The organism is Streptomyces sp. NPDC007945, from assembly GCF_042958885.1.
Lineage (GTDB): Bacteria > Actinomycetota > Actinomycetes > Streptomycetales > Streptomycetaceae > Streptomyces.
In genome coordinates, this window is record NZ_JBIBJV010000011.1 from 113,875 (window position 1) to 135,986 (window position 22,112).

Sequence of the window (22,112 nt, forward strand, 5' to 3'; positions counted from 1 at the left end):
GATACGCACCAAGCGGACTTTCTCCCTCCGTTCTCTAAAGGGGAAGTAAAAAAGGCACCCCTGGTTCGCACCTGCGATCGGCCATCGGGAAAGCTCGCGAGGCTTTGTAAGCAACGCGTAAGTAAAGGCCGACCCATGAAGACACGCCGGGTCCGTGGCCCTCGCCTCTTTCCGCCAGGCAGGACTGGCAGACGCAGGTTGAGGGCTACGGCTCTTTCCACGCTCATAGCGTTCTTCCTCATGCTCACCACCGAGACGGCGATGGCGACCGGAGCCGTCCTCGAACCGGTGCGCATGCCCGAGATGACCCTCTCGGGCCTGTGGAAGTGGCTGAAGAGCGACGATCCCCTCGACACCCCCGACCAGCAGAGCGGCACCGCCCGCGGCAAGAGCCACAAGGCCTCCGCGGACGCCACCAGCGCCGACGGCGGCGCCGGACGCAAGCCCGGCAAGGGCAAGGGCGAGCTCGCGCCCTTCCAGCGCGAGACCGACGACCCCGACCCGACCCGCACCGGCAAGGCACCGGGCAACGCCAAGAGCTTCGACGAGCGCACCAGCAAGCGCGACGCCAAGAAGTCCACGGCCACCTCGGACTACTACGTCAACGCCGACGGCTCCACCAGCGTCCGCCACTACACCGGCCGGACCAACTTCAAGACCGCCGACGGCACCTGGAAGCCGATCGACACGACCCTGACCGAGGACAAGGACGGCCGCCTCCAGCAGACGGCCAACTCCCTCGACGTCGAGTTCGCGCCGACCGCCGCCGACAAGGCCCTCGCCTCCGTCGACTTCGGCAAGGGCCGCACCCTGGCCTACGCCCTGCGGGACGCGGCCAAGAGCGAGCCCGTCGTCGACGCGAACGGCACGGTCACCTACGCCGGGGTCCTCCCCGACACCGACGTCCAGCTCGTGCCGCTCGCCGAGGGCTTCAAGGAGAACGTCGTCCTGCGCTCCCCGCGGGCCGCGAACTCCTGGACCTTCCCGCTCGACGTGAAGGGCCTCACCCCGCGCGTCACCGCCGACGGCGACGTCGAGTTCACCGACGCCGACGGGAAGGTCACCGCGACCATCCCGCACGCGTTCATGGAGGACTCCAAGGTCGACCCGCGCTCCGGCGACGCCGCCCAGTCGCGGAACGTCTCCTACGAGCTCACCACCGTCGACGGCAAGGCCGACGGGCAGCCCGCCCTGCGGATGACCGCCGACCGCGCCTGGCTCGACGACCCGGCGCGCGTCTACCCGGTGACCGTCGACCCGACCATCACCGCGTCGAACTCCACGTACACGCAGAACACCATCGGCGGGGACCACTCCACCGAGACCCAGATCAAGGTCGGCTCGTACGACTCGGGCACGAACAAGACCAACTCGTTCCTGCAGTTCAACACCCTGGGCACCACGCTCGCCGGGCAGCGGGTCACCGCCGCCAGCCTGAACGTGTACGCCCTGTGGTCGTCGACCTGCACCGCCCAGTCGTTCTCGGTCCACCCGATCACGCAGTCGTGGACGCCGTCCGCCGTCACCGCCTACCCCGGCCCGGCCTTCGGCGCCGCGATCGGCTCGGCCACCCCGGCGCCCGGAGCCTCCTGCTCCAACAGCTCGGGCTCGGCGAGCGTCGGCGTCAAGATGCCGGTGACGCTGTCCACCACCTGGTTCAACAACGTCGCCGCGGGCGGGGCCAACTACGGCCTCGCGCTCACCGCGCCGACCAACGACATGCTCCACTGGAAGAAGTTCCACTCGGACAACTCGGCGACCGCCGGCTTCCGTCCGGCCCTGGTCCTGACCTACACGCCGAACACGGCGCCGCAGATCAACGCCCAGTACCCGCCGGCGAACTTCCAGGCCAACACCCTCCAGCCGGAGCTGCTGGTCTACGCCAGCGACGCCGACAACGGCCCGAACCCGCTCTCGTACACCTTCGAGGTCTACGACGGCGAGACCGGCGCCCTGGTCGTCAGCTCCGGGGCGATCGCCAAGAACAGCTGGAAGGTGCCCGCCGGCAAGCTGAAGTGGGCGAAGAGCTACGACTGGTACGCGGCCGCCACCGACGGCATGACGGAGGTCGTGGAGGCCAGCAGCCTCACCACGACCGTGCCGCAGCCGCCGGTCACCTCGGGCCTGTCGATGAACACCGACGGCCACGAGTTCGACCCCTCGGACGGCAACTACACCACCGAGGACACCGACGCCGACGTGCCGGTCATCGGCCCGTCCCTGGAGATCGACCGCTCCTACAACAGCCTCGACCCGCGCGTGGACTCCGCGTTCGGCGCCGGCTGGTCGACGATCGCCGACATGAAGGCCGTCGAGGTCAAGGACAGCGCCGGTGTCGTCACCAGCGTGATCATCACCTACCCGGGTGGTGAGCAGGTCGCCTTCGGCCGCAACTCCGACGGCACCTTCGTGCCCCCGCTGGGCCGCTACGCCCGCCTCGCGGCGGTCACCGGCGGCTACACGCTCACGGACAAGGACTTCACGGAGTACGCCTTCAAGCAGGCGACCGCGAAGGCCGGCACCTACGCGCTGAGCGCGATCAAGGACTACGCGGGCCGCACGGAGACCTTCACCTACGACGCGAACAAGCGTCTCACGAAGATCACCAACGTCACGTCCAAGCGGAGCCTGGGCCTCACCTGGTACCAGCCCCTCAACGCGTCGGCCTGGCACGTCCAGACGGTCTTCACCGACCCGGCCACAGCCGGCGACGCCAACACCGTCCAGACCTGGCAGTACACCTACACCGGTGACCAGCTCACCAAGGTGTGCCCGCCGGCCGACTGGTCGAAGTGCACCACCTACGCCTACGCGACCGGCAACCACTACCGCACCACGGTCCTGGACGCCGACCCGTTCGCGTACTGGCGCCTCGGCGAGACCTCCGGCACGGTGGCGAAGGACGCCATCGACGCCAACCAGGGCCAGTACAACGGCACGTACAAGAACGTGACGCCGGGCGGCACCTCCGTGCTGGCCGGCTCCACGCAGAAGACGGCCACCTTCAACGGCACCACCTCGTACGTCGAGATGCCGGTGGCACCGGGAGCGATGCCGTCGTACACGACGGTCTCGCTGTGGTTCAAGACCACCCAGGCCGGCGGCGTCCTCTTCTACTACGGTGACAAGCCGCTGAGCGACCCGAACCCGGTCGTCAACACCACCAAGAACACGCCGGCGCTGTACGTGGGCACGGACGGCAAGCTGCGCGGCTGCCTGATGACGGGCGCCTGCGGCACCACCATCACCTCCGCCGCCCCGGTCAACGACGGCCAGTGGCACCAGGCGGTGCTGACGGGCGCGGGCAGCACCCAGACCCTCTACCTGGACGGTGAGGCGCAGGGCAGCAAGGCCGGCGAGATCAAGTCCATGGACAGCACCTACATCGCGCTCGGTGCCGGTGTGAACAACCGCGGCTGGCCGGCGATGAACACCGCCGACCAGCTCGGCCACTTCGCCGGACAGCTGGCCGAGGTGGCCATCCACGCCGAACCGCTGCCGGCCGACGTGATCTCCGCGCAGTTCCAGGCCGCCAAGCGGTCCGCAGGACTGCTCCAGAAGATCACCACGCCCAACCTGAAGACCCAGGCGTCGGTCGTCTACGACACCACCGACGACCGCGTCCTCCAGGCCACCGACGGCAACGGCGGCACCTGGAAGCTCAACCCGCCGACCATCACCGGCTCGTCCCAGGTCTACCGCTCCGCCGTCATGGGCTCCGCCCCGGCCGGCTACTGGCGCCTGGACGACACCCAGGGCGCGGCGCAGGCCGCGAACCAGGTGAACACCGGATTCGGCACGTACAACAACGTCATCCAGGGCACGGAGGGCCCCTTCGGCCCCGATGACGCGAGCGCGGCGACCTTCGACGGATCGACCTCCTTCGCGGAGCTCCCGTACGGGCCGCTGCACGCCAAGGCCGACCGCTCGGTCGAACTCTGGTTCAAGACCGCCGAACCCGGCGTGATCATGAGCGACCAGAGCGTCGCCCCGAACAACCCGGGCGGCGTCACCGGCAGCTGGAGCGACCTGCTCTACGTCGGTGCCGACGAGAAGCTGCACGGCCACTGGTGGTCGAGCACCTGCAACGGCAACGCCACCCTCGGCTCCACCGGCACCGTGACCGACGACAAGTGGCACCACGCCGTCCTGTCGGCCGCGGGCACCACGCAGACGCTCTACCTGGACGGCGTCAAGCAGGGCACCTGCACCGGAGCGCCGAACGACCAGACCACGTCCCGGACGTTCATCGGCGCCGGCTTCTCCAAGTGGTACAGCTCCCCGGGTGACGTCTCCTACTTCACCGGCTCGCTCGCCGAGGTCGCGGTCCACGCCAAGGGCCTCACCGACGCGGACGTCGCCGCCCACTGGTCGGCCTACAAGGCCTCCTCGGGCGTCGCCCCCGTCAAGACGGTCAAGCTGACCGACCCGACGGACAAGACCCTCACCTACGTGTACGACGCCGAGATGGGCAACCGCCTGCTCGCCGCGATCGACACCGAGGGCGCCCGCACCACCTACGGGTACGACACCGGCGGCTTCCTGCACACCGTCACGGACGCCAACGGCAACCGCTCGATCACCGGCCACGACGTGCGCGGCAACGCGGTCTCCCAGACCACCTGCCAGAACACCGCGGCCAACAAGTGCTCGACGGAGTACTTCACCTACTACCCGGACGCGACCACGGCCTTCCCGCCGATGGACCTGCGCAACGACCTGATGCTCACCGAGCGCGACGGCCGTTCCTCGGGCCCGACGGACAACGCGTACCTGACCAGCTACAGCTACGACGCCGGCGGCAACCTGCTGTCGGTGACCACGCCCCCCGTGGCCGGCCACCCCAACGGCCGGACCGCGACCACCACGTACACCACCGCCACCACCCCGGCGGCGGAGGGCGGCACGGCGGTCGCGCCGGCGGGCCTCGTGGCGCAGGTCGTGACCCCGGGCGGCCGGAAGACCACGTACACCTACTACGCCAACGGCGACCTGGCCCGGATCACCGACGCCAACGGCGCCAAGGTCGAGTACACGTACGACAACCTGGGCCGCGAGATCTCCAAGAAGGAGATCTCGGACGCCAACCCGGCCGGTCTCGTCACGACCCAGACGTACGACAAGAACGACCAGGTCGTCACCGAGACCGCCCCGGCGGTCACCAACCGGGTCACCGGCGCCAAGCACCAGGCGAGGACCACCACGGCCTACGACCCCGACGGCAACATCCTGTCGCAGTCGGTCGAGGACCTCACCGGCGGTGACACGGCCCGCGTCACGTCGATGACGTACGACGCCCACAACCAGCTGGCGAGCCGGACGGACCCGGGCGGCGACACCACGTCGTTCGAGTACGACGCCTACGGCAACAAGGTGAAGGAGACCGACCCCGCGGGGACGGTCAACACCTACACCTACGACGGCGAGCAGCGACCGCTCACCACCAACCTGCTGAACTACACCGGCGACCCGTACGACCCCTCGCCGGCGACCACGCTCGTCCAGGAGTCCCGGGCCTACGACCCGGCCGGCCGCCTCGCGTCGATCACCGACCCGATGGGCTGGCAGACGGCGTACACCTACACCGACGACGGCCTGTCGGCCACCGTGGTCCGCAAGGACCCGGCGACCGGCAAGTCCTTCACGGAGCAGGCGAACACCTACGACGCCGCCGGCAACCTGATCGAGCAGATCACCAACGACGGGCAGACCCGCACCACCTTCACCGTGGACGCGGCCGACCGCACCGTCTCCGAGGTCCTCGACCCGAACGGGCTCGCCCGGACGACGACGGTCGGCTACGACCCGGACGACAACGTGGTGACCGAGACGGACCGGGACCCGGCGACGGGTGACGTGTCCACCACGGACACCCGGTACGACGCCCTGGGCAACATCACCGGCACCACCGTCCACGACGGCACCACGGCCCCGGTGGCCCGCTACAAGCTGGACGAGACCACGGGCTTCGGTCTCGCGGACTCCTCCGGCGCCAACAACACCGGCAGCCACGGCACCGGCATGCACTGGAACACCGACCGGGGCGGCAGCGCCGTCTTCGACGGGAACGCCGAATCGTGGGCGCAGACGAACGGCCCCGTGGTCAACACCGCGGGCAGCTTCACCGTCTCCGCCTGGGTCAAGCTGACGTCGACGGCCGCCAACCGGACCTTCCTCGCGCAGGACGGCCAGGAGGCCTCCGGCTTCCAGCTGTACTACTCGACCGGGTTCGGCTGGACCTTCAACCGGCACGCGACCGACACGTACGACCCGGCGATCGTGCGGGTGTCCTCGGGCACGGCCGCGGTCGCGGTCAACACGTGGACGCACCTCGTCGGCGTGTACGACCAGGCGAGCTCCAAGCTGCGCCTGTACGTGAACGGCGTCGAGTCCGGCACGGCCGCCACCTTCGACACGCCGTGGGAGGCGACCGGTCCGCTGCAGGTCGGCCGCCGCTGGTACAAGGGCGCCTACGGGGAGAACCACCTCGGCGGCCTGGACGACGTCCAGGTCTACTCCGAGGCCCTCACCCCGACGCAGGTCACCGCGCTCAAGGGCGGCACCCTGCCGGCCGCGGGCAGCTCGGTCCGCACCACGTCCTGGAAGCTGGACCAGCGGGGCCTCCCGCTGTCCCAGACGGACACCGCGGGCAACGTCACCGACTACGGCTACGACGAGATCGGCCAGCAGACCTCGGTCACCGAGCCGGCCGTGATGGCGGAGCAGAAGGGCGGGACTCCGGTCTCGGTCCGCCCCGTCACGATGGCCGGGTACAACACCTTCGGCGAGCAGACCGAGTCCTCGGACCCGCTCGGCAACGTGGTGACGACGGCGTACGACGCCGAGGGCCAGGAGTCCTCGACGACCATGCCGGACTACCTCGCGCCGGGCGCCACCACGCCGATCAGGGCCACGGCCTACAACGAGTACAACAAGCTCGGGCAGGTCACGGCCGAGGTCGACCCGCTCGGCAACCGCACCACGTACGCGTACACGCAGCTGGGCGACCTGGCCTCGGTCACCGAGCCCGGCGGCGGCACGACGAGGTACACGTACGACGCCAACGGCGACCAGCTGTCGGCCACCCGGCCGAACGGCGCCCGCCAGGAGTCGACCTACGACTACCTGGGCCGCGAGCTGACCAGCACGGACATCGTGCGCCAGCCCACGGCGCGGGCCTACACGGCGATCAACGAGTACAACGCGCCGGGCGGCGAGCTGTCCCGCGTGGTCTCGCCGCAGGGCGTCTCGGAGTCGTACAAGTACAACGCCGTGGGCGAGGTCACCGAGGTCACGGACGGCGCGGGCAAGGTCTCGCGCTTCACCTACGACATGGACGGCCAGCCGCTCACGTCCACCGAGCCCGACGGCACCGGCACCCGCAACACGTACGACGGTTACGGGCAGCTGGTGGCGACGGAGGACCTGGACGAGACGGGTGCCGTGCTGCGCACGGCCCGGACCGGTTACGACCGGGCCGGGAACATGGTCTCGGCGACCGATCACCGCGGTCACACCAAGACCTTCACGTACGACGCCGCCGGGCAGATCACCAAGGTCGTCGAGCCGGTCTCCGCGACCGAGTCGATCACCACGACCTACGGGTACGACGCGGCGGGCAACCAGACCCGCTTCACCGACGGACGGGGCAACCCGTTCCTGACGACGTACAACACGTGGGGCCTGCCGGAGGACCAGATCGAGCCGGCGACGCCGGCCCATCCGAACCTCGCGGACCGGACGTTCACGGCCGTCTACGACGGCGCCGGCCGGATCAAGGAGTCGCGTTCCCCGGGCGGGGTGGCGATCTCCTTCGAGTACGACGTGAAGAGCCGGCTGGTCCGCCAGTCGGGCACGGGTGCGGAGGCGGCCACGGCCGACCACACGTACGCGTACGACGCCGACGACCGCGTCATCGAGGTCGCGGGGCTCGGCACGGAGAAGAACACCTTCTCCTACGACGACCGCGGTCTGCTGCTGACGGCGAACGGCCCGTCGGGCGCCTCGTCCTTCGCGTACGACGGCGACGGCGGGATGACCTCCCGCACCGACGCCTCGGGCACGTCGACCTTCGGCTACGACACCGCCGGGCGTCTCAAGACGCTGAACGACGGTGCCACCGGTTCGACGGCGACGTACGGCTACGACGTCAACAGCAACGTCACGTCGATCGACTACGGCACGGGCAAGGCGAAGCGCACCTTCGGGTACGACAAGCTCCAGCGTCCGACCACCGACACGCTGACCTCGCCGACCGGGAAGACGCTCGCGTCCTTCACCTACGGGTGGGACGCGAACGACAACCTGACGTCGAAGACGACGACGGGGCTCACCGGCTCGACGGCCAACACGTACACGTACGACTGGGCCGACCGCGTCACGTCCTGGAACAACGGGACGACGACCGAGGTCTACGGCTACGACGCGTCCGGCAACCGGACCCGGGTGGGTGGCGACACCTACACCTACGACGCCCGGAACCGGCTCACGTCGGACGGCCACAGCGCCTACACGTACACCGCGCGCGGCACGCTGAGCTCGGTGACGGACGAGGCCAGCCGCGTCACGAACATGAAGGTCGACGCCTTCAACCGGGTCATCCAGGAAGGAAACCGCACCTACACCTACGACGGTCTCGACCGCGTCCTGAACGCCAAGGACGAGACGGGCAGCGCGCTCTACTCGTTCCAGTACGCGGGCGCCGGCAACGACGTGGCCTCGGACGGCGTGACGTCCTACAGCCGCGACGCGGCGGGCGGCCTGGTCGGCGTGAAGACGGCGGCCTCGGCCGTGCTGGCCCTCACGGACCTGCACACCGACGTGGTGGCGCAGTTCACCACGACGGGCGAGGCGCTCGCCGGTTCGACGACGTACAGCCCCTTCGGCAAGGTCCTCCAGACCGCCGGAATGGCCGGTGCGCTCGGCTACCAGTCCGGCTGGACCGACCCGGCGACGGCGAAGGTCAACATGGCCGCGCGCTGGTACTCGCCGGAGACCGGCCAGTTCAACAGCCGTGACACCGTCGGCCTCGACGGCATCCCGAGCTCGATCTCGGCGAACCGGTACGCGTACGCGGACGGCAACCCGATGACGGGCATGGACCCGACCGGCCACTGGCCGGACTGGGCCGACAAGATCGTCAAGAAGGTCAAGAAGAAGGTCAAGAAGACCGTCAAGTCGGCCTACAAGAAGGTCAAGAAGGCCGTCAAGAAGGTCGCCAAGGTCGTCAAGAAGGCCGCCAAGAAGGTCAAGCGGGCCGTCAAGAAGGCGGTCAAGCGCGCCAAGCGGGCGGTACGGAAGGCCGTCCGGTACGTCGCCGACAGCGTCCGGAAGGTCAAGAGATACGTCAAGCGCGTCTACAAGCGCGTGAAACGTGTGGCCCACAAGGTCGTCAAGCACGTCAAGAAGGCGGTCCGGAAGGTAGCGAAGGCCGTCAAGCACGTCGCCAAGAAGGTGGTCAAGGCAGCCAAGAAGGTGGGCCGGGCCGTCAAGAAGGCGGCGAAGGCGACAGCCAACTTCGTCAAGCAACACGCCTCGACCATCGCCTCGGTGGCCACCGGCATCGCCGTCTTCGCGGGCTGCACCGCGATCACGGCCGGTGTGGGTGCTGTTGGCTGCGCCGCCCTCGCGGGCGCGGCGGCCAACGGCGTCGGCTACATGATGAGCGACGGTCCGAAGTCGGTCGGCGGCTTCCTCGGCGCGGTCGCCATCGGCGCCGTGACCGGCGCGGCCGGCGGCGTCGGCGGCCGCCTCGCGGCGAGCGCCGCGGGCAAGCTGCTCTCCGGCACGGCCGGCAAGATCGCGACCGGTGTCGCCGAGAACGCCGGCGAGGAGGCGCTCACGGGCGCCGTCGAGTACGGCACCTCCTGCGTGAACAGCGAGGAGGGCTGCTCGGTCGCCGGAGCCGCGAAGGCGGCGACGATCGGCGCGGTGATGGGCGGCGCGTTCGGCGCGAAGGGCAAGGGCCAGGGCCCGAAGGCGAAGGACTCCCCGGGCAGCGGCTCGGGCGGCGGCTGCCGGGTTCGGGGCGGCAAGGTCCCGCACAGCTTCACCGGCAAGACGCCGGTGCTGATGGCGGACGGCAAGACCAAGGAGATCGCCGAGGTCAAGGTCGGGGACAAGGTCATGACGGCCGAACCCGGCAAGAAGACCAAGGAGGTCCACGAGGTCAAGGAGGTGATCGTCACCAAGACCGACCGCGACTACGTCGACGTCTCCATCGCGACGAAGTCCGGCCGGAAGACGATCCAGACCACCGAGCACCACCAGTTCTACGAGTCCACCCGCAACGCCTGGACGCAGGCGGGCGACCTCCAGGTCGGCCAGAAGCTCCAGAACGGCGAGGGCGCCCCGACCGCGATCGTCGAGGTCAAGTCGTACAAGGCCGACCGGACCACGTACGACCTGAGCATCGAGGGCCTGCACACGTACTTCGTGTTCGCCGGTGGCACGGTCATGGTCGTCGACCCGGGTTCCGCGGTGCTGGTGCACAACTGTGACGACGACGACCTCAAGAAGGAGCTGACCGCGCTCGGTAGGGCTCGGATCGAAAAGGTCAAGGCGGGTCTTTCCGAGGACGACGAACTCCCGGGCGCGTTCAGCGTGGGGCGTGACCGGACCACCGGGAAGACCTACTACGGTGAGAGCGGGCCCGAGACGGGGCTTCACCCCGATGTGGCCTCGCGACTGCCGACAGAGTCGCAGCTCCCCAACGGTCGCCCGCCGGGCGTGTGCGCAGAGGCACGTATGTGCACCAATGCGCTGAACGGCGGAGCGAAGATGGAGGATCTGGACATCATCACGCTCAATCCGAAGGGTAAGAAGTTCAAGATGTGCCCCAATTGCCAGACGTGGGTTCCGGGAGCGGTCAGGAAGGTGTTGACCGGATGAGCGAGTTCAATGAGGGAAGCCGGCGAGAGCGACTGATCGGCGCATTCCCCGGAGCAACCCGAGTGGAGTTGGGGTCGGCTTCTGTCGATCAGGTGGCCAGGCTCTACGAGGACGCGGGATACTCCGTGACCCCCGAGTTGCGCAGCTTCCTCTCGGAGTACCGGGAGCTTTCCGTTTCGTGGTTGTTCAAGGGAATGGAAGTGACGGTGATCGTCGACGCCGAAGAAGCACTTTCCTTCTACCCGGGAAACATCCGGATCTACTCCCGGAAGGTGCAGCGCCCGTTGGTTCCTGTCGGCTCCGCGTTCGTCACCGAAGAATGCGTCCTGCTTGCGGAGGACGGGGACGTGTTCCTCGCCGGAGACGCGGGGATGCAGCGTGTCGGCAATGGGTTCAAGGAATCCATGCAGGCCCTGATCTCCGGTGACTGGGACAAGACCTTCTTCTGAGGGGCTTGACGCAGGTGCAGGGAAGCCCCGCCGAGTGGATCGGCGGGGCTTTCCCGTTTCCCGGGTCAGCCCGTCTTCGTCCAGTCGCCGCAGCCCGCCGTCTTGAAGTAGGCGTCCTTCGGGGTGATCTTGACGACGGCCGTGCCCGTCACGTTGTCGTTGGCGAGGATCGAGTCGACGCCGTGGGTGGCGTCCTTGGCCCGCTCCCAGTAGCACTCGGCGTCCTTGTTGCCGGTGGACTTGTAGGTGCCGGGGGCGATGTCGACGCCGACCTTGAGCATGCCGGCGGAGCCCTTGAGGGTGGTGCCGGAGGGGGTGCCGGTGGCCTTGGGGTCGACGGCCTCCCAGGTGCCGCAGCTCGTGGACTTGAAGAGCTTGTCGGAGGCCTTGATCTCGACGTAGGCCGTACCGGTCACGTTGTCGTTCGCGAGGATCGAGTCGACCTCGCCGCTCGCGTCCTTGGCGCGCTCCCAGTAGCACTCGGCGTCCTTGTTGCCCGTCGAGCGGTAGAGGCCGGGCTTCACGTCGGAGCCGACCTCGAAGTCGCCGTCGCCGTCCACAGTGGCGGCCTTCGGCTTCTCCGGTGCCTGGGAGGCGGAGCCCCCGGAGTCCTTCGAGCCGGAGGCGGCCGGGGCGGAGGACTTCGCCTCGGGGGTCTTCGCGTCCTCGCCGCCCCCGCCCATCGCCGCGCCGATGGCGACGACGACCACGACCGCGCCGGCCGCGGTGAGGAGCTTGTGGCGGGCGAACCAGTTGCGCTGCTGCGTCTGCGACTTCGACATGGCTGTGAACACCTTTCAGGTGTCGAGGAGGATTCCTACGGACTCCGTGCTTCGATGACGTAATCACAGCAGAGCTTGTGAACCGAGTCAACCGTGTTCACGAATTTCGAATCGGCTCACACCGTGAACGGGGTTCGTCGGTATGCTCGATGTGCTCGGAGTTCCCCACAGAACGGACGGAGGGTGCAGGTGCCCGAGGACAGCGCTACAGAGGTCACCGCCGCCGGCATCGCCCGGCTCGCGGGCGTCGGCAGGGCCGCCGTCAGCAACTGGCGCCGTCGTCACGCCGACTTCCCCAAGCCGGTGGGCGGCACCGACACCAGCCCCTCCTTCTCCCTCGCCGAGGTCGAGCGCTGGCTCCGCGACCAGGGCAAGCTCGCCGAGGTCCCGCTCCGCGAGCGCGTCTGGCAGCAGCTCGCCGGGCACCCCGCCGGCACGGTCGCCGGCCTCGTCCACACCGGCTGCGTCCTGCTGCTCCTGCGCGAGCGCGCCCCCGGCCTCGCCGCCCTGACCGCCCTGCCCGACGAGCGCCTCGCCGCGGCCCTTCCCGGCGCCCTCGAAGAGGTCCTCACCGCCCGCCTCGGCCTCCCGCGCGCCGTGCGCACCCCCACCGCCGCCGAACTGGCACCCGCCGTGCCCCTCCTGCGCGCCGCGACCGAGCTCGCCGCCGAGCTCGGCGGGCCCCGCCCCTGCTTCGAGTTCCTCCTCGGCCGCCACCTGGATGCCAACCCGCGCCAGTACACGCTCACCCCGCCGCCGCTCGCCGAGCTGATGGCCGCCCTCGCCGCCGCCGCGACCGCCGACGCCGGCGACCCGCCCGCGACCGTCTTCCTCGACCCCGCCTCCGGCACCGGCGGCCTGCTCCGCGCCGCCGCCCACCCGGCCGAACTCGCCCTCCAGGACGCCGACCCCGAACTGGCCGCGCTCTCCGCGCTCCGCCTCGCCCTCCACGGCGACGCCGACATCCGCTCCGCCGCCGGCGACACCCTCCGCGCCGACGCCTTCCCCGCGCTGCGCGCCGACACCGTCCTCGCCCACCCGCCGTTCAACGAGCGCGCCTGGGGCCACGACGAGCTCGCCTACGACCCCCGCTGGGAGTACGGCTTCCCCGCCCGCACCGAGTCCGAGCTCGCCTGGGTCCAGCACGCCCTGGCCCGGCTCCGCGACGGCGGCACCGCCGTCCTCCTCATGCCGCCCGCCGTCGCCTCCCGCCGCTCCGGCCGCCGGGTCCGCGCCGACCTGCTGCGCCGCGGCGCCCTGCGGGCCGTCGTCGCCCTCCCGGCCGGCGCCGCGCCCCCGTACGGCATCCCGCTCCACCTGTGGGTCCTCGTCCGCCCGGCCCCCGACCGCCGGCCCCCGGCCGAGGCCCTCTTCGTCGACACCGCCGGGCTCGTGCCCGACGCGGGCCGCGACAAGCTCCCCTGGACCACCCTGCAGAACGCGGTCCTCGACGCCTGGGCCGGCCGCGCCGCCGACGCGTCCGTCGCCCGCGCCGTCCCCGTCATCGAACTCCTCGACGACGAGGTCGACCTGGCCCCGGCCCGCTACCTCGCCGCACCCGACGCCGGCGGCTCCGCCGCCGAACTCGCCGCCGTCCGCGACCGCCTGGACGAGACCCTGCGCCGCACCCTGGGCGCCGTGCCCCGGCCCGCGCCCACCCCTCCCGAGCCGCGCCCGCTCACCACCGTCGGCGAACTGGCCCGCACCGGCGCCCTCCGCCTCCACACCGGCGGCCAGGGCACCGCCCCCGCGGGCCGCGAGGTCGCCGTCCTCACCGAGCACGACGTCCTCAGCGGAGGCGCCCCCTCCGGCACCCTCCCGGAGGCCGCCGACGGCCGGGCGGAGGAACCCGTCCTCGTCGCCGAGGACGACGTCGTCGTGCCCGTCCTCGGCGGCGGCCCGTCCGCCCGGGTCGTCGACGCCGCCACCGCCGGCGCCGCCCTCGGCCGCGGTCTCCAGCTGCTCCGCCCCGACCCGGCCGCCCTCGACCCCTGGTTCCTCGCCGGCTTCCTGCGCGGCACCGCCAACAACCGGCAGGCCAGCAGCTTCGCCTCGACCGCGACCCGGCTCGACGTCCGCCGCCTCCAGCTGCCCCGGCTGCCGCTCGCGGACCAGCGCCGGCACGGCGCCCAGTACCGCGCCCTCGCCGACTTCGAGGAGGCGCTCCGGCTCGCCTCCCGGCTGGGCGAACAGCTCGTCCAGGGCCTCTACGACGGCCTCGCCGACGGGAGCGTCCGGTCCGAGTGACGACCCGTCGGGTTCGAGTGACGGCCTCCGCCCGGTCCCTTACCCTCGTAGCCTGATCAGCTTCCTGGGGGGAAACGCATGTACGGACCGCCGCCCGCTTCCGCGCCGAGACCGGGCGGTTCGTCCGCCGGGGCCGTCGCCGTCCGCGTGCTCCTCACCGTCCTCGCCGTCGTCTCCCTCGGCTTCCTCGCCTGGGTCGCGATGCTCCGGATCGCGATCATGCGCCGCACGGGACGGGACTGGGCCCTCTTCTGGACCCAGCTCCTCCTCAACATCGCGTGCGTGGTCCCGCTCGAACAGCGCTTCGCCGGCACGTGGATGAACACGGCGGGCATGATCGCGCTGCTCGTCCAGATGGTCGCGGTGGTCTGCTACTACCTCATCGTCGACACCCGCCACCACCACGCCCCCGCCCCCCTCCCGGCCCCGCTGCCTCCCGCGCCCGCGCCGGTACCCGGGTACGGCTATCCGCCCGCGTACCCGGGCACGGCGACCACGGCCCCGAGCCCGTCCCCGCACCTGAACCCGCTCCCGAACCCGTACGCGCAGCCGCCGGAGCCCCGTCCGTACCCGCCGCGGACGCCGCCCCCGGCCGCCCCGCCGTCCCCCCGCATCGACCAGGTCCGCGCCGAACTGGACGAGTTGAGCGACCTCCTCCGCAAGGAGGAGGGCAGGTGAACGGCCGGGTCGTCGGCGGGCGGTACGAGCTGGCCACCGTCCTCGGCCAGGGCGGCATGGGCCAGGTGTGGACCGCGTACGACACCCGCCTCGACCGCCGCGTGGCGGTCAAGCTCCTCAGCCCCGCCGCCCTCACCGGCCCGCGCACCGCCGCCGACGAATTGCGCCGCCGCTTCGTCCGCGAGTGCCGCGTCACGGCCCGCGTCGACCACCCCGGCCTGGTCACCGTCCACGACGCCGGCAGCGACGGTGACGACCTGTACCTCGTCATGCAGTACGTCGACGGTGCCGACCTCGCCGACCACCTCGCCGAACACGACCCGTACCCCTGGGAGTGGGCGGTCTGCGTCGCCGCCCAGGTGTGCTCGGTGCTCGCCGCCGTCCACGCCGTCCCGATCGTCCACCGCGACCTCAAGCCGCGGAACGTGATGATCCGCCCCGACGGCTCCCTCACCGTCCTCGACCTCGGGGTCGCCTCCGTCCTCGACTCCGACACCACCCGCCTCACCCACACCGGCGAACCCATCGGCAGCCCCGCCTACATGGCGCCCGAGCAGGCCATGGGCGGTGCCGTCGGCCCGCGCACCGACCTCTACGCGCTCGGCGTGCTGCTCCACGAACTCCTCTCCGGGAACGTGCCGTTCGCCGGCTCCACCGCCCTCGGCGTCCTCCACCGCCACCTCCACGAGCCGCCGCTCCCGCTGCGCCAGGTCCGCCCCGAGGTCCCCGAGCCCCTCGAAGCCCTCGTCCTGCGGCTCCTCGCCAAGGACCCGGCCGACCGCCCGTCCGGCGCGCACGAGGTGTACGAGGCGCTGCTGCCGCTGCTCCCCGCGCGCGGCGCCCCCTCCGGCCCCATGGACCCCACCCGCCCCTTCCTGCGCCCGCACGCGCCCTGGCCGGCCACCCCCGGGCCCCCGCGGGTCCAGCCCCCGGTCCGGCCGCAGGTCCAGGCGCCGGCCGGGCCCCCGTCCGCCCCGCCCGCCGTGGTGGATCCCCGGGTCTCCGTCCCCGACCGGCCCCCCGCCCCCGCCGAACCGCCCCGCCGCGCGGACGTGGCGGGCGCCGTGGAGGAGGTGAAGCGGCTCCTCGGCGAGGGCGCCCTCACCCAGGCCGTCGACGTCCTCGGCGGGATCCTCCCGGCCGCCGCCGCCGAGCACGGCGAGGGCTCCCCGGTCGTCCGCATCCTGCGCAAGCAGTACGCCTCCACGCTCCTCGACGACGGCCAGTACCGGCGGGCCCTGCCCGAGCTGCGCCGGCTCGCCGCCGACGACCCGGGCAACGCCCAGTTCGGCTACGACATCGCGCTCTGCCTGGAGCAGCTCGGCGAGACCGCCGAGGCGCTCGCCGCCTTCCGCGCGGTCCTCCCCGCCTTCGAGCAGGGCGCGGCGCGGGACCCCGGCCGGGCCCTCGACATCCGGCGCCGCACCGGGCTGCTGCTCCTGGCGACCGGGCGCCACGAGGAGGGGCAGGCGGAGCTGAGCCGGCTCCTGCTGGACGCGGAGCGGCTCTACGGGGCGTACCACCCGCTCGCGGCGGAGCTGCGCCGCACCCTGGAGCACCAGCGCCAACTGGACCACCACACCTGACTGTTCGGCCCCTCCGCGCTGGGCGTGGACGGGAGGCGTCACGTACGGTCGAAACCGTGACACTTCCTTCCGACCAGCCTTCCGTCCAGCTGAACCACACCGTCGTCCTCTCCTCCGACCGCTCGGCCTCCGCCGACTTCCTCGCCGGGATCCTCGGCCTCCGGGTGGGCGCCCCCTTCGGCCCGTTCCTCCCCGTCGACCTCGCCAACGGCGTGACGCTCGACTTCTACCAGGCGCCCGAGGGCCCCATCGAGAGCCAGCACTACGCCTTCCTCGTACGGGACGAGGACTTCGACGCGATGATCGGCCGCCTGGAGGCGGCCGGCGTCACCTACTACGCGGACCCGGCCCACCGGCAGCCGCACGAGGTGAACGGCCTCTTCGGCGGCCGGGGCGCGTACTTCGATGACCCGGACGGCCACAACATGGAGATCATGACGGTGCCGTACGCGCGCCCCTGATCCCCGGATCCCGGATCCAGGAGCTCCGGCTCCACGGCCGGGATCCGGGCGCACGGCCGGGAGCGAGCGCTCCCGGCCGTTCCTCCTGACCGCACCGGGTCGTGAGGAGCCGCGGGGCGGCGCTGCGCGAGATCTTCCTGGGGGGTTATCAGGGGGGAGGGAGAGGGTGGTACCGACCCACCCCCCGACCCCCCACGCGTCAGCCGAGAACGCGACGTCACACTCCCGGGGGAATCTGACCAACTCGACTGGATTCCGGGGCGGTTTCCTGGCATATGCTCACGCCGACCCCAACTGAAAAAGTTCGGCCCCCGGCCGGGACGGCCATCCCGATCGAGGGCCTGACCAACGAGGAAGAGAGACCTTCCCGATGGACACCCAGCACCTTAGCGCGCCCTCCGCGCGCGGTGGCGTCATCCACGACAACGTCCCCCTGGCGGAGTCCGAATCCACCCGCATCAGCAACGGCCTCCTCCGGGACCCGCGCCTCTCCTTCGTCGCACGCGGCCTCGGTGGCTTCATCCAGTCGCTGCCCGACGGGACGAACATCAGCATCCGCGCCCTGACGGCCGCCGCCTCGGAAGGCGAGGTCCGCGTGGCCGCCGCCCTGCGCGAACTGGAGGCCGCCGGCTACCTCGAACGGCGCCGGGTGCGCCTCCCCGGCGGCCGCCTGGTGACCCGTACGGTCTCGCGCAACACGGCCCGCCCGGCCGAGGACGAGGACATCGACCCGGATCCCGACCCCGATCCCGACCGGACCCCCGACCCCGATCCCGACCGGACCCCCGACCCCGATCCCGACCGGACCCCCGTCCCGGAGCCCGACCGGACCCCCGTCCCGGACCCCGAGCCCGCGAGGGAGACGGTGCCGCCGCCCGTGAGGCCCCTCCGGGCGAAGCCGGCCGCCGAGCCCCCGGTGCCGGACGACCGCGCCACCCGGCTCCTGCGCTCGCTGAGCCGCGTGGACCCCCGGCTGATGCTCTCGTCACGGGACGTCGTCCGCCTGGCGCCCGGCGTGCGGCGGTGGTTCGCGCGGGCGATGGACGACGAGGAGATCACCGGGGCGCTCACGGCCTGCCTGCCGGTCCCGATGACGCACCCGGCCGGCCTGCTCGCCCATCGGCTGGACCACTTCCTTCCGCCCGCGCGCTTCCTCCCGCCCCCCGACCCGCGGCCCGCCGCCCCGCGCGGGGGCATCGAGATCCACGACGTACCCGTCTTCATGTCCTGCGACGACTCCGACCGCACGTTCCGCTCCTCGACGCCCGGCCTCTGCGAACACTGCGAAGCGGGCAGCGTGGACACCGCCGCCTGACACCGCGTCGGTCAGGCCGTCGCCGCGTCGGCCGCGCTCTGCGCCGCCGGGGGCGTGCCGCTGGTCCGCAGGGCCCGCCGCCGCTGACCCCGCCGCGCCGCCGCCAGACCCACGAGCACCAGCACGGAGACACCGGCCGCCGCCAGGCCGGGCAGCAGCCCCGGCGGCCGGAAGGCGCAGCTCAGGGTGGTGGCGCCGGTGACCGGGACGGCGAGCAGACCGGCGTAGGGCTCCACCGTCCGGCCCCCGCAGCTCCAGCCGGGGATCGCGGGGGCGGCGATCAGCGCCGTGCCGGTCACGGGGTGCGGGAAGCGGGCCGTGAGGCCGGTCGTGGTGGGGGCGACGGTGACCGCCGCAGAGCTCCGCAGCGCGTCCACGGCGGTCCGCAGCCGGGTCCGGTCCAGGCAGCCGAGTTCCGCCGGGCCCCGGCCGTCCGGCACCTGCGGGCGGACGCCGGGTGCGGTCTGGACGCCCAGGGAGGCGAGCGCGGCCCGGCGCTTGGGCCCGCCGCCGAGGAGCCGTACCGGGGCACCGCCGCCGAGGCGGGCCGGGCCGGTGCGCTCGGGCGCCCAGAGGAAGACCTCCGTGCCGACCGGGCAGGCTCCGGCGGACGGGGCGGCGTACACCCGGGCGCCGAGGAGGAGTTCCTGGTTGCGGAAAGGGGACGGTCCGAAGGCCGGTGCCGGGCCCGGGGGCCGTACCGTCACGAGCGGCAGGACCGTGTCCGTCCGCGCCACCCCGCCGTCCCGCCAGCGGGCGCCGACGGCGAACAGGGCGTCCACGACCGGGTTGTCGAGGCTCTGGAGGTTGCGGCCGCGGGAGGTCCAGCCGCCGCCGAGGGCGGTGAGCAGCCCGGTGAGGGCGGCGGGCGTGTGGCTGCTGTAGTACGCGGCGCCCTGGCCGCCGAGGAGCAGCGGGTCGTTCCCGGCGACCCGGGGGAGACCGGAGTCGGTGCGGTACGCGGGCCAGCCGTCGGCCGCCGCGAGGGCCGCCGCCCGGCGTTCCTGCTCGGGGCCGTACGGCGGGTAGTCGTCGAGGTGGGCGAGGCGCCGGCGGTCGGCGTACGCGGTCGTCGCGGCGGCCTGGCCCAGGAGCGCGCCGGTGACGAGCAGCGCGGTGAGGGCGGCGTACCGGCGCCGGCGGGGCAGGGCGAGGGCGCCCGCGGTCGCGGCGAGGCCGGTGAGGGCGAGGAGCAGCGCGGGGCGGGTGGCGAGCTCGCTGGGGAGGGCGGCGGCCGTGAGGGCCAGGACCGCCGAGGATCCCGCGGCGAGGGCGCGGCGGCCGGGCAGGCCGTGGGCGAGGCCGGTGTACGCGGCGATCACCAGGAGCCCGGCGAGGACGAAGGTCTGCCGGTACGGGCTGCCGTTGGGGGTCGCGAAGAGGTGCCACACCAGGTGGGTGGGGCCCCACTGGAAGGAGAGGGCGACGGCGAGGACGAGCCCGGTCCACACCCGTCGCTCCCGTCCCGGCACGTCACGCCGGAAGGCGAGCGTCGCGGCGAGCAGCAGCACCGGGGCGGCGACGAAGGCGGCCGGTGTGGAGAAGCCGTACGTCCCCGGCAGCAGTCGTGCCAGCGCGTCGGCCGCGCCCGCCGCCGCGAAGTCCCGTACGACGCCGGGGTGCGCCTGCCGCGTGGAGAGGAGCACGGGGGCGAGGACGGGCGCGGCGAGTCCGACGCCGAGGACCGTGGTGACGGCGGCCCGGACGGGTGCCCGGAGGTGGCGGGGGCCGGCCGTCGCGAGGCGGGCGAGGAGGAAGAGGGCGGCGCCGAGGGTCGCCATGTACGCCGTGTAGAAGTTCGCCGTCCAGCAGACCGCCACGGTCGCCACCGACAGCAGCGGGCGGACGCCCTCGCGGGCCCACTCGGCGACCAGGCAGAGCAGCGGGAAGGCGATCAGGCCGTCGAGCCACATCGGGTTGTAGGCGCCCTCCACCAGGGACCAGCCGCACAGGGCGTATCCGGCGCCGAGGAGGGCGGGCCACCACCAGGCGGGGGCGGTCGAGAGGCGGCGGAGGAGGAGGGCGGTCGCGGCGGCCGCCAGGGCCGTCTTGAGGACGGTCAGGGCGTAGACGGCGTACTCGACGTCCGCGCGCGGGGCCAGCGCGACCAGCGGCGCGAGCGGGCTCGACAGGTAGGTGCCGTAGTCCGGGAGGAAGCTGGTGCCCCAGCCCGCCCGCCAGTCGAGCAGCGGGCCGCCGTCGGCGCGGCCGCGCAGCAGGTCCCAGAGGTGCGCGTGGAAGGGGACGAACTGGTTGGCCAGGTCGTTCACGGACCGGTGGCGCGGGCCGAAGGGGAAGACCCGGGCCACCGCGTCCCCGGCGCAGACGGCGGCGACGGCGAGGACGCCGGCCAGCCCGGCGGCGCCGGCCGTGGCGCGGCGCGCGGGGGCCGGGCCGGAGGCGTCCGGGGCGGCGGGGGACGGGACGACGGCGGGCGGGACGGCACGGGACGGGATTCGCAAGACAGTTCGCATGGCGGGTCGAATATCGCAGCGCCGGAGGGGCGGGAGGCGACCGGCGCGGGGCAGTTCACGCAATGGTCGTCTCGGCGTCACTCCGGCGGGGAGGGAGGGTCACCGGCCTGCCTTTGGGTGACCGGTGTGCTGCTCTCTCTCGTCGTCCCCTGCTTCAACGAGGAGGACGTCCTCGCCCGCTTCCACGACCACGTGATCAAGGAACTCGACGCCCTGGAGGGCGACTTCGAGCTCGTGTACGTGGACGACGGAAGCCGCGACCGGACCCTCCCGATCCTGCGGGACCTCGCCGCCGCCGACCCCGCCCGGGTCCGCTTCGTCTCCTTCAGCCGCAACTTCGGCAAGGAGGCCGCCATGCTGGCCGGACTCCGGCACGCGGCCGGCGACGCCGTCGTCATCATGGACGCGGACCTCCAGCACCCGCCCGAGCTGGTGCACCGCATGGTCGCGCTGCACGCCGAGGGGTACGACCAGGTCGTCGCCCGCCGCACCCGCGAGGGCGACCGGGTCACCCGGACCCTCACCGCCCGCCTCTACTACCGGGCGATCAACCGGCTCGTCGACGTCGAACTCGTCGACGGCGTGGGCGACTTCCGCCTGCTGTCCCGGCGCACCGTCGACGCGGTCCTCGGGCTCGGCGAGTACAACCGCTTCTCCAAGGGCCTGTTCTCCTGGGTCGGCTTCCGGACCACGACCTTCGCCTACGAGAACGCGGTGCGCGAGGAGGGCCGGTCCAAGTGGACCTTCGGCAAGCTCCTCAACTACGGCCTCGACGGCCTCCTCTCCTTCAACAACAAGCCGCTGCGCGCCGCCGTCTACCTGGGCCTGCTGCTCGTCTCCCTGGCCCTCGCCTACGCCGCCTGGATCGTCGCCGACGCCCTGGCCAACGGCGTCGACACGCCCGGCTACGTCACCCTCCTCGTCGCCGTCACCGCCCTCGCCGGCGTCCAGATGGTCATGGTCGGCCTGATCGGCGAGTACGTCGGCCGCATCTACTACGAGGTGAAGCGGCGGCCGCACTACCTGGTCGCCGAGACGCACACGGGCCGGGAGACGGAGGGGGCCCGGGCCGACACCCGGGCGGCGGGTGCCTCGTTGTGGGAGACGGTCGTCCGGAAGTGACCCCCGTGACGCGGTGACAGGGAAGTTGTCCCCGCGAAGTAGTGGCTACGGTCCCGGCGACTCCCTAACATCGATCACCGCAAGGTCGTCCAACTGACGCACGACCAG

At 72.1% G+C, this 22,112-nt stretch carries 10 protein-coding genes; 8 read left to right on the forward strand and 2 right to left on the reverse strand.

The features are described 5' to 3' along the window. The first annotated feature begins 240 nt into the window (after positions 1 to 240). On the forward strand, positions 241 to 10,890 hold the full coding sequence (locus ACFZCF_RS28360; RefSeq protein WP_391289730.1) for a LamG-like jellyroll fold domain-containing protein: 10,650 nt from the start codon (positions 241 to 243) through the stop codon (positions 10,888 to 10,890). Beyond that, positions 10,887 to 11,339, forward strand: coding sequence for an SUKH-3 domain-containing protein (locus ACFZCF_RS28365; RefSeq protein WP_391289731.1), 453 nt, complete (start codon positions 10,887 to 10,889; stop codon positions 11,337 to 11,339). The genes ACFZCF_RS28360 and ACFZCF_RS28365 overlap by 4 nt, the downstream gene beginning before the upstream one ends. 65 nt (positions 11,340 to 11,404) lie before the next feature. Here ACFZCF_RS28365 and ACFZCF_RS28370 read toward each other — a convergent pair whose 3' ends face one another. Continuing rightward, positions 11,405 to 12,121 carry a hypothetical protein gene (locus ACFZCF_RS28370; RefSeq protein ID WP_388449130.1) on the reverse strand — a complete coding sequence of 239 codons (717 nt, stop codon included), beginning with the start codon at positions 12,119 to 12,121 and terminating at the stop codon, positions 11,405 to 11,407. A 189-nt stretch (positions 12,122 to 12,310) separates the two neighbouring features. Here ACFZCF_RS28370 and ACFZCF_RS28375 point away from each other — a divergent pair, with 189 nt between their 5' ends. From ACFZCF_RS28375 to ACFZCF_RS28395, 5 genes are all read left to right on the forward strand, one after another. Continuing rightward, a complete protein-coding gene (locus tag ACFZCF_RS28375) occupies positions 12,311 to 14,368 on the forward strand; it encodes an N-6 DNA methylase (RefSeq protein ID WP_391289734.1) in 2,058 nt (685 codons plus the stop codon). Positions 14,369 to 14,446: 78 nt separating this feature from the next. Next, positions 14,447 to 15,046 carry a hypothetical protein gene (locus ACFZCF_RS28380; RefSeq protein WP_391289735.1) on the forward strand — a complete coding sequence of 200 codons (600 nt, stop codon included), beginning with the start codon at positions 14,447 to 14,449 and terminating at the stop codon, positions 15,044 to 15,046. Next, positions 15,043 to 16,632 (forward strand): protein kinase, encoded by a 1,590-nt coding sequence (locus ACFZCF_RS28385; RefSeq protein ID WP_391289737.1) that lies wholly within the window; start codon positions 15,043 to 15,045, stop codon positions 16,630 to 16,632. The genes ACFZCF_RS28380 and ACFZCF_RS28385 overlap by 4 nt, the downstream gene beginning before the upstream one ends. A gap of 56 nt (positions 16,633 to 16,688) precedes the next feature. Then, complete coding sequence (locus ACFZCF_RS28390) at positions 16,689 to 17,093, forward strand: VOC family protein (RefSeq protein WP_388449121.1); 405 nt, start codon at positions 16,689 to 16,691, stop codon at positions 17,091 to 17,093. Between the two features lie 370 nt (positions 17,094 to 17,463). Continuing rightward, positions 17,464 to 18,408 carry a helix-turn-helix domain-containing protein gene (locus ACFZCF_RS28395; protein WP_391289739.1) on the forward strand — a complete coding sequence of 315 codons (945 nt, stop codon included), beginning with the start codon at positions 17,464 to 17,466 and terminating at the stop codon, positions 18,406 to 18,408. A gap of 11 nt (positions 18,409 to 18,419) precedes the next feature. On the opposite strand, the gene ACFZCF_RS28400 is transcribed toward ACFZCF_RS28395, so the two are convergent. Next, the gene (locus ACFZCF_RS28400; protein ID WP_391289741.1) at positions 18,420 to 20,882 is read right to left on the reverse strand and encodes a YfhO family protein; all 2,463 of its coding nucleotides are present in this window, start codon (positions 20,880 to 20,882) and stop codon (positions 18,420 to 18,422) included. 126 nt (positions 20,883 to 21,008) lie between these two features. On the opposite strand from ACFZCF_RS28400, the gene ACFZCF_RS28405 reads away from it, so the two are divergent. Beyond that, complete coding sequence (locus ACFZCF_RS28405) at positions 21,009 to 22,004, forward strand: glycosyltransferase (protein WP_391289743.1); 996 nt, start codon at positions 21,009 to 21,011, stop codon at positions 22,002 to 22,004. Positions 22,005 to 22,112 lie beyond the last annotated feature (108 nt).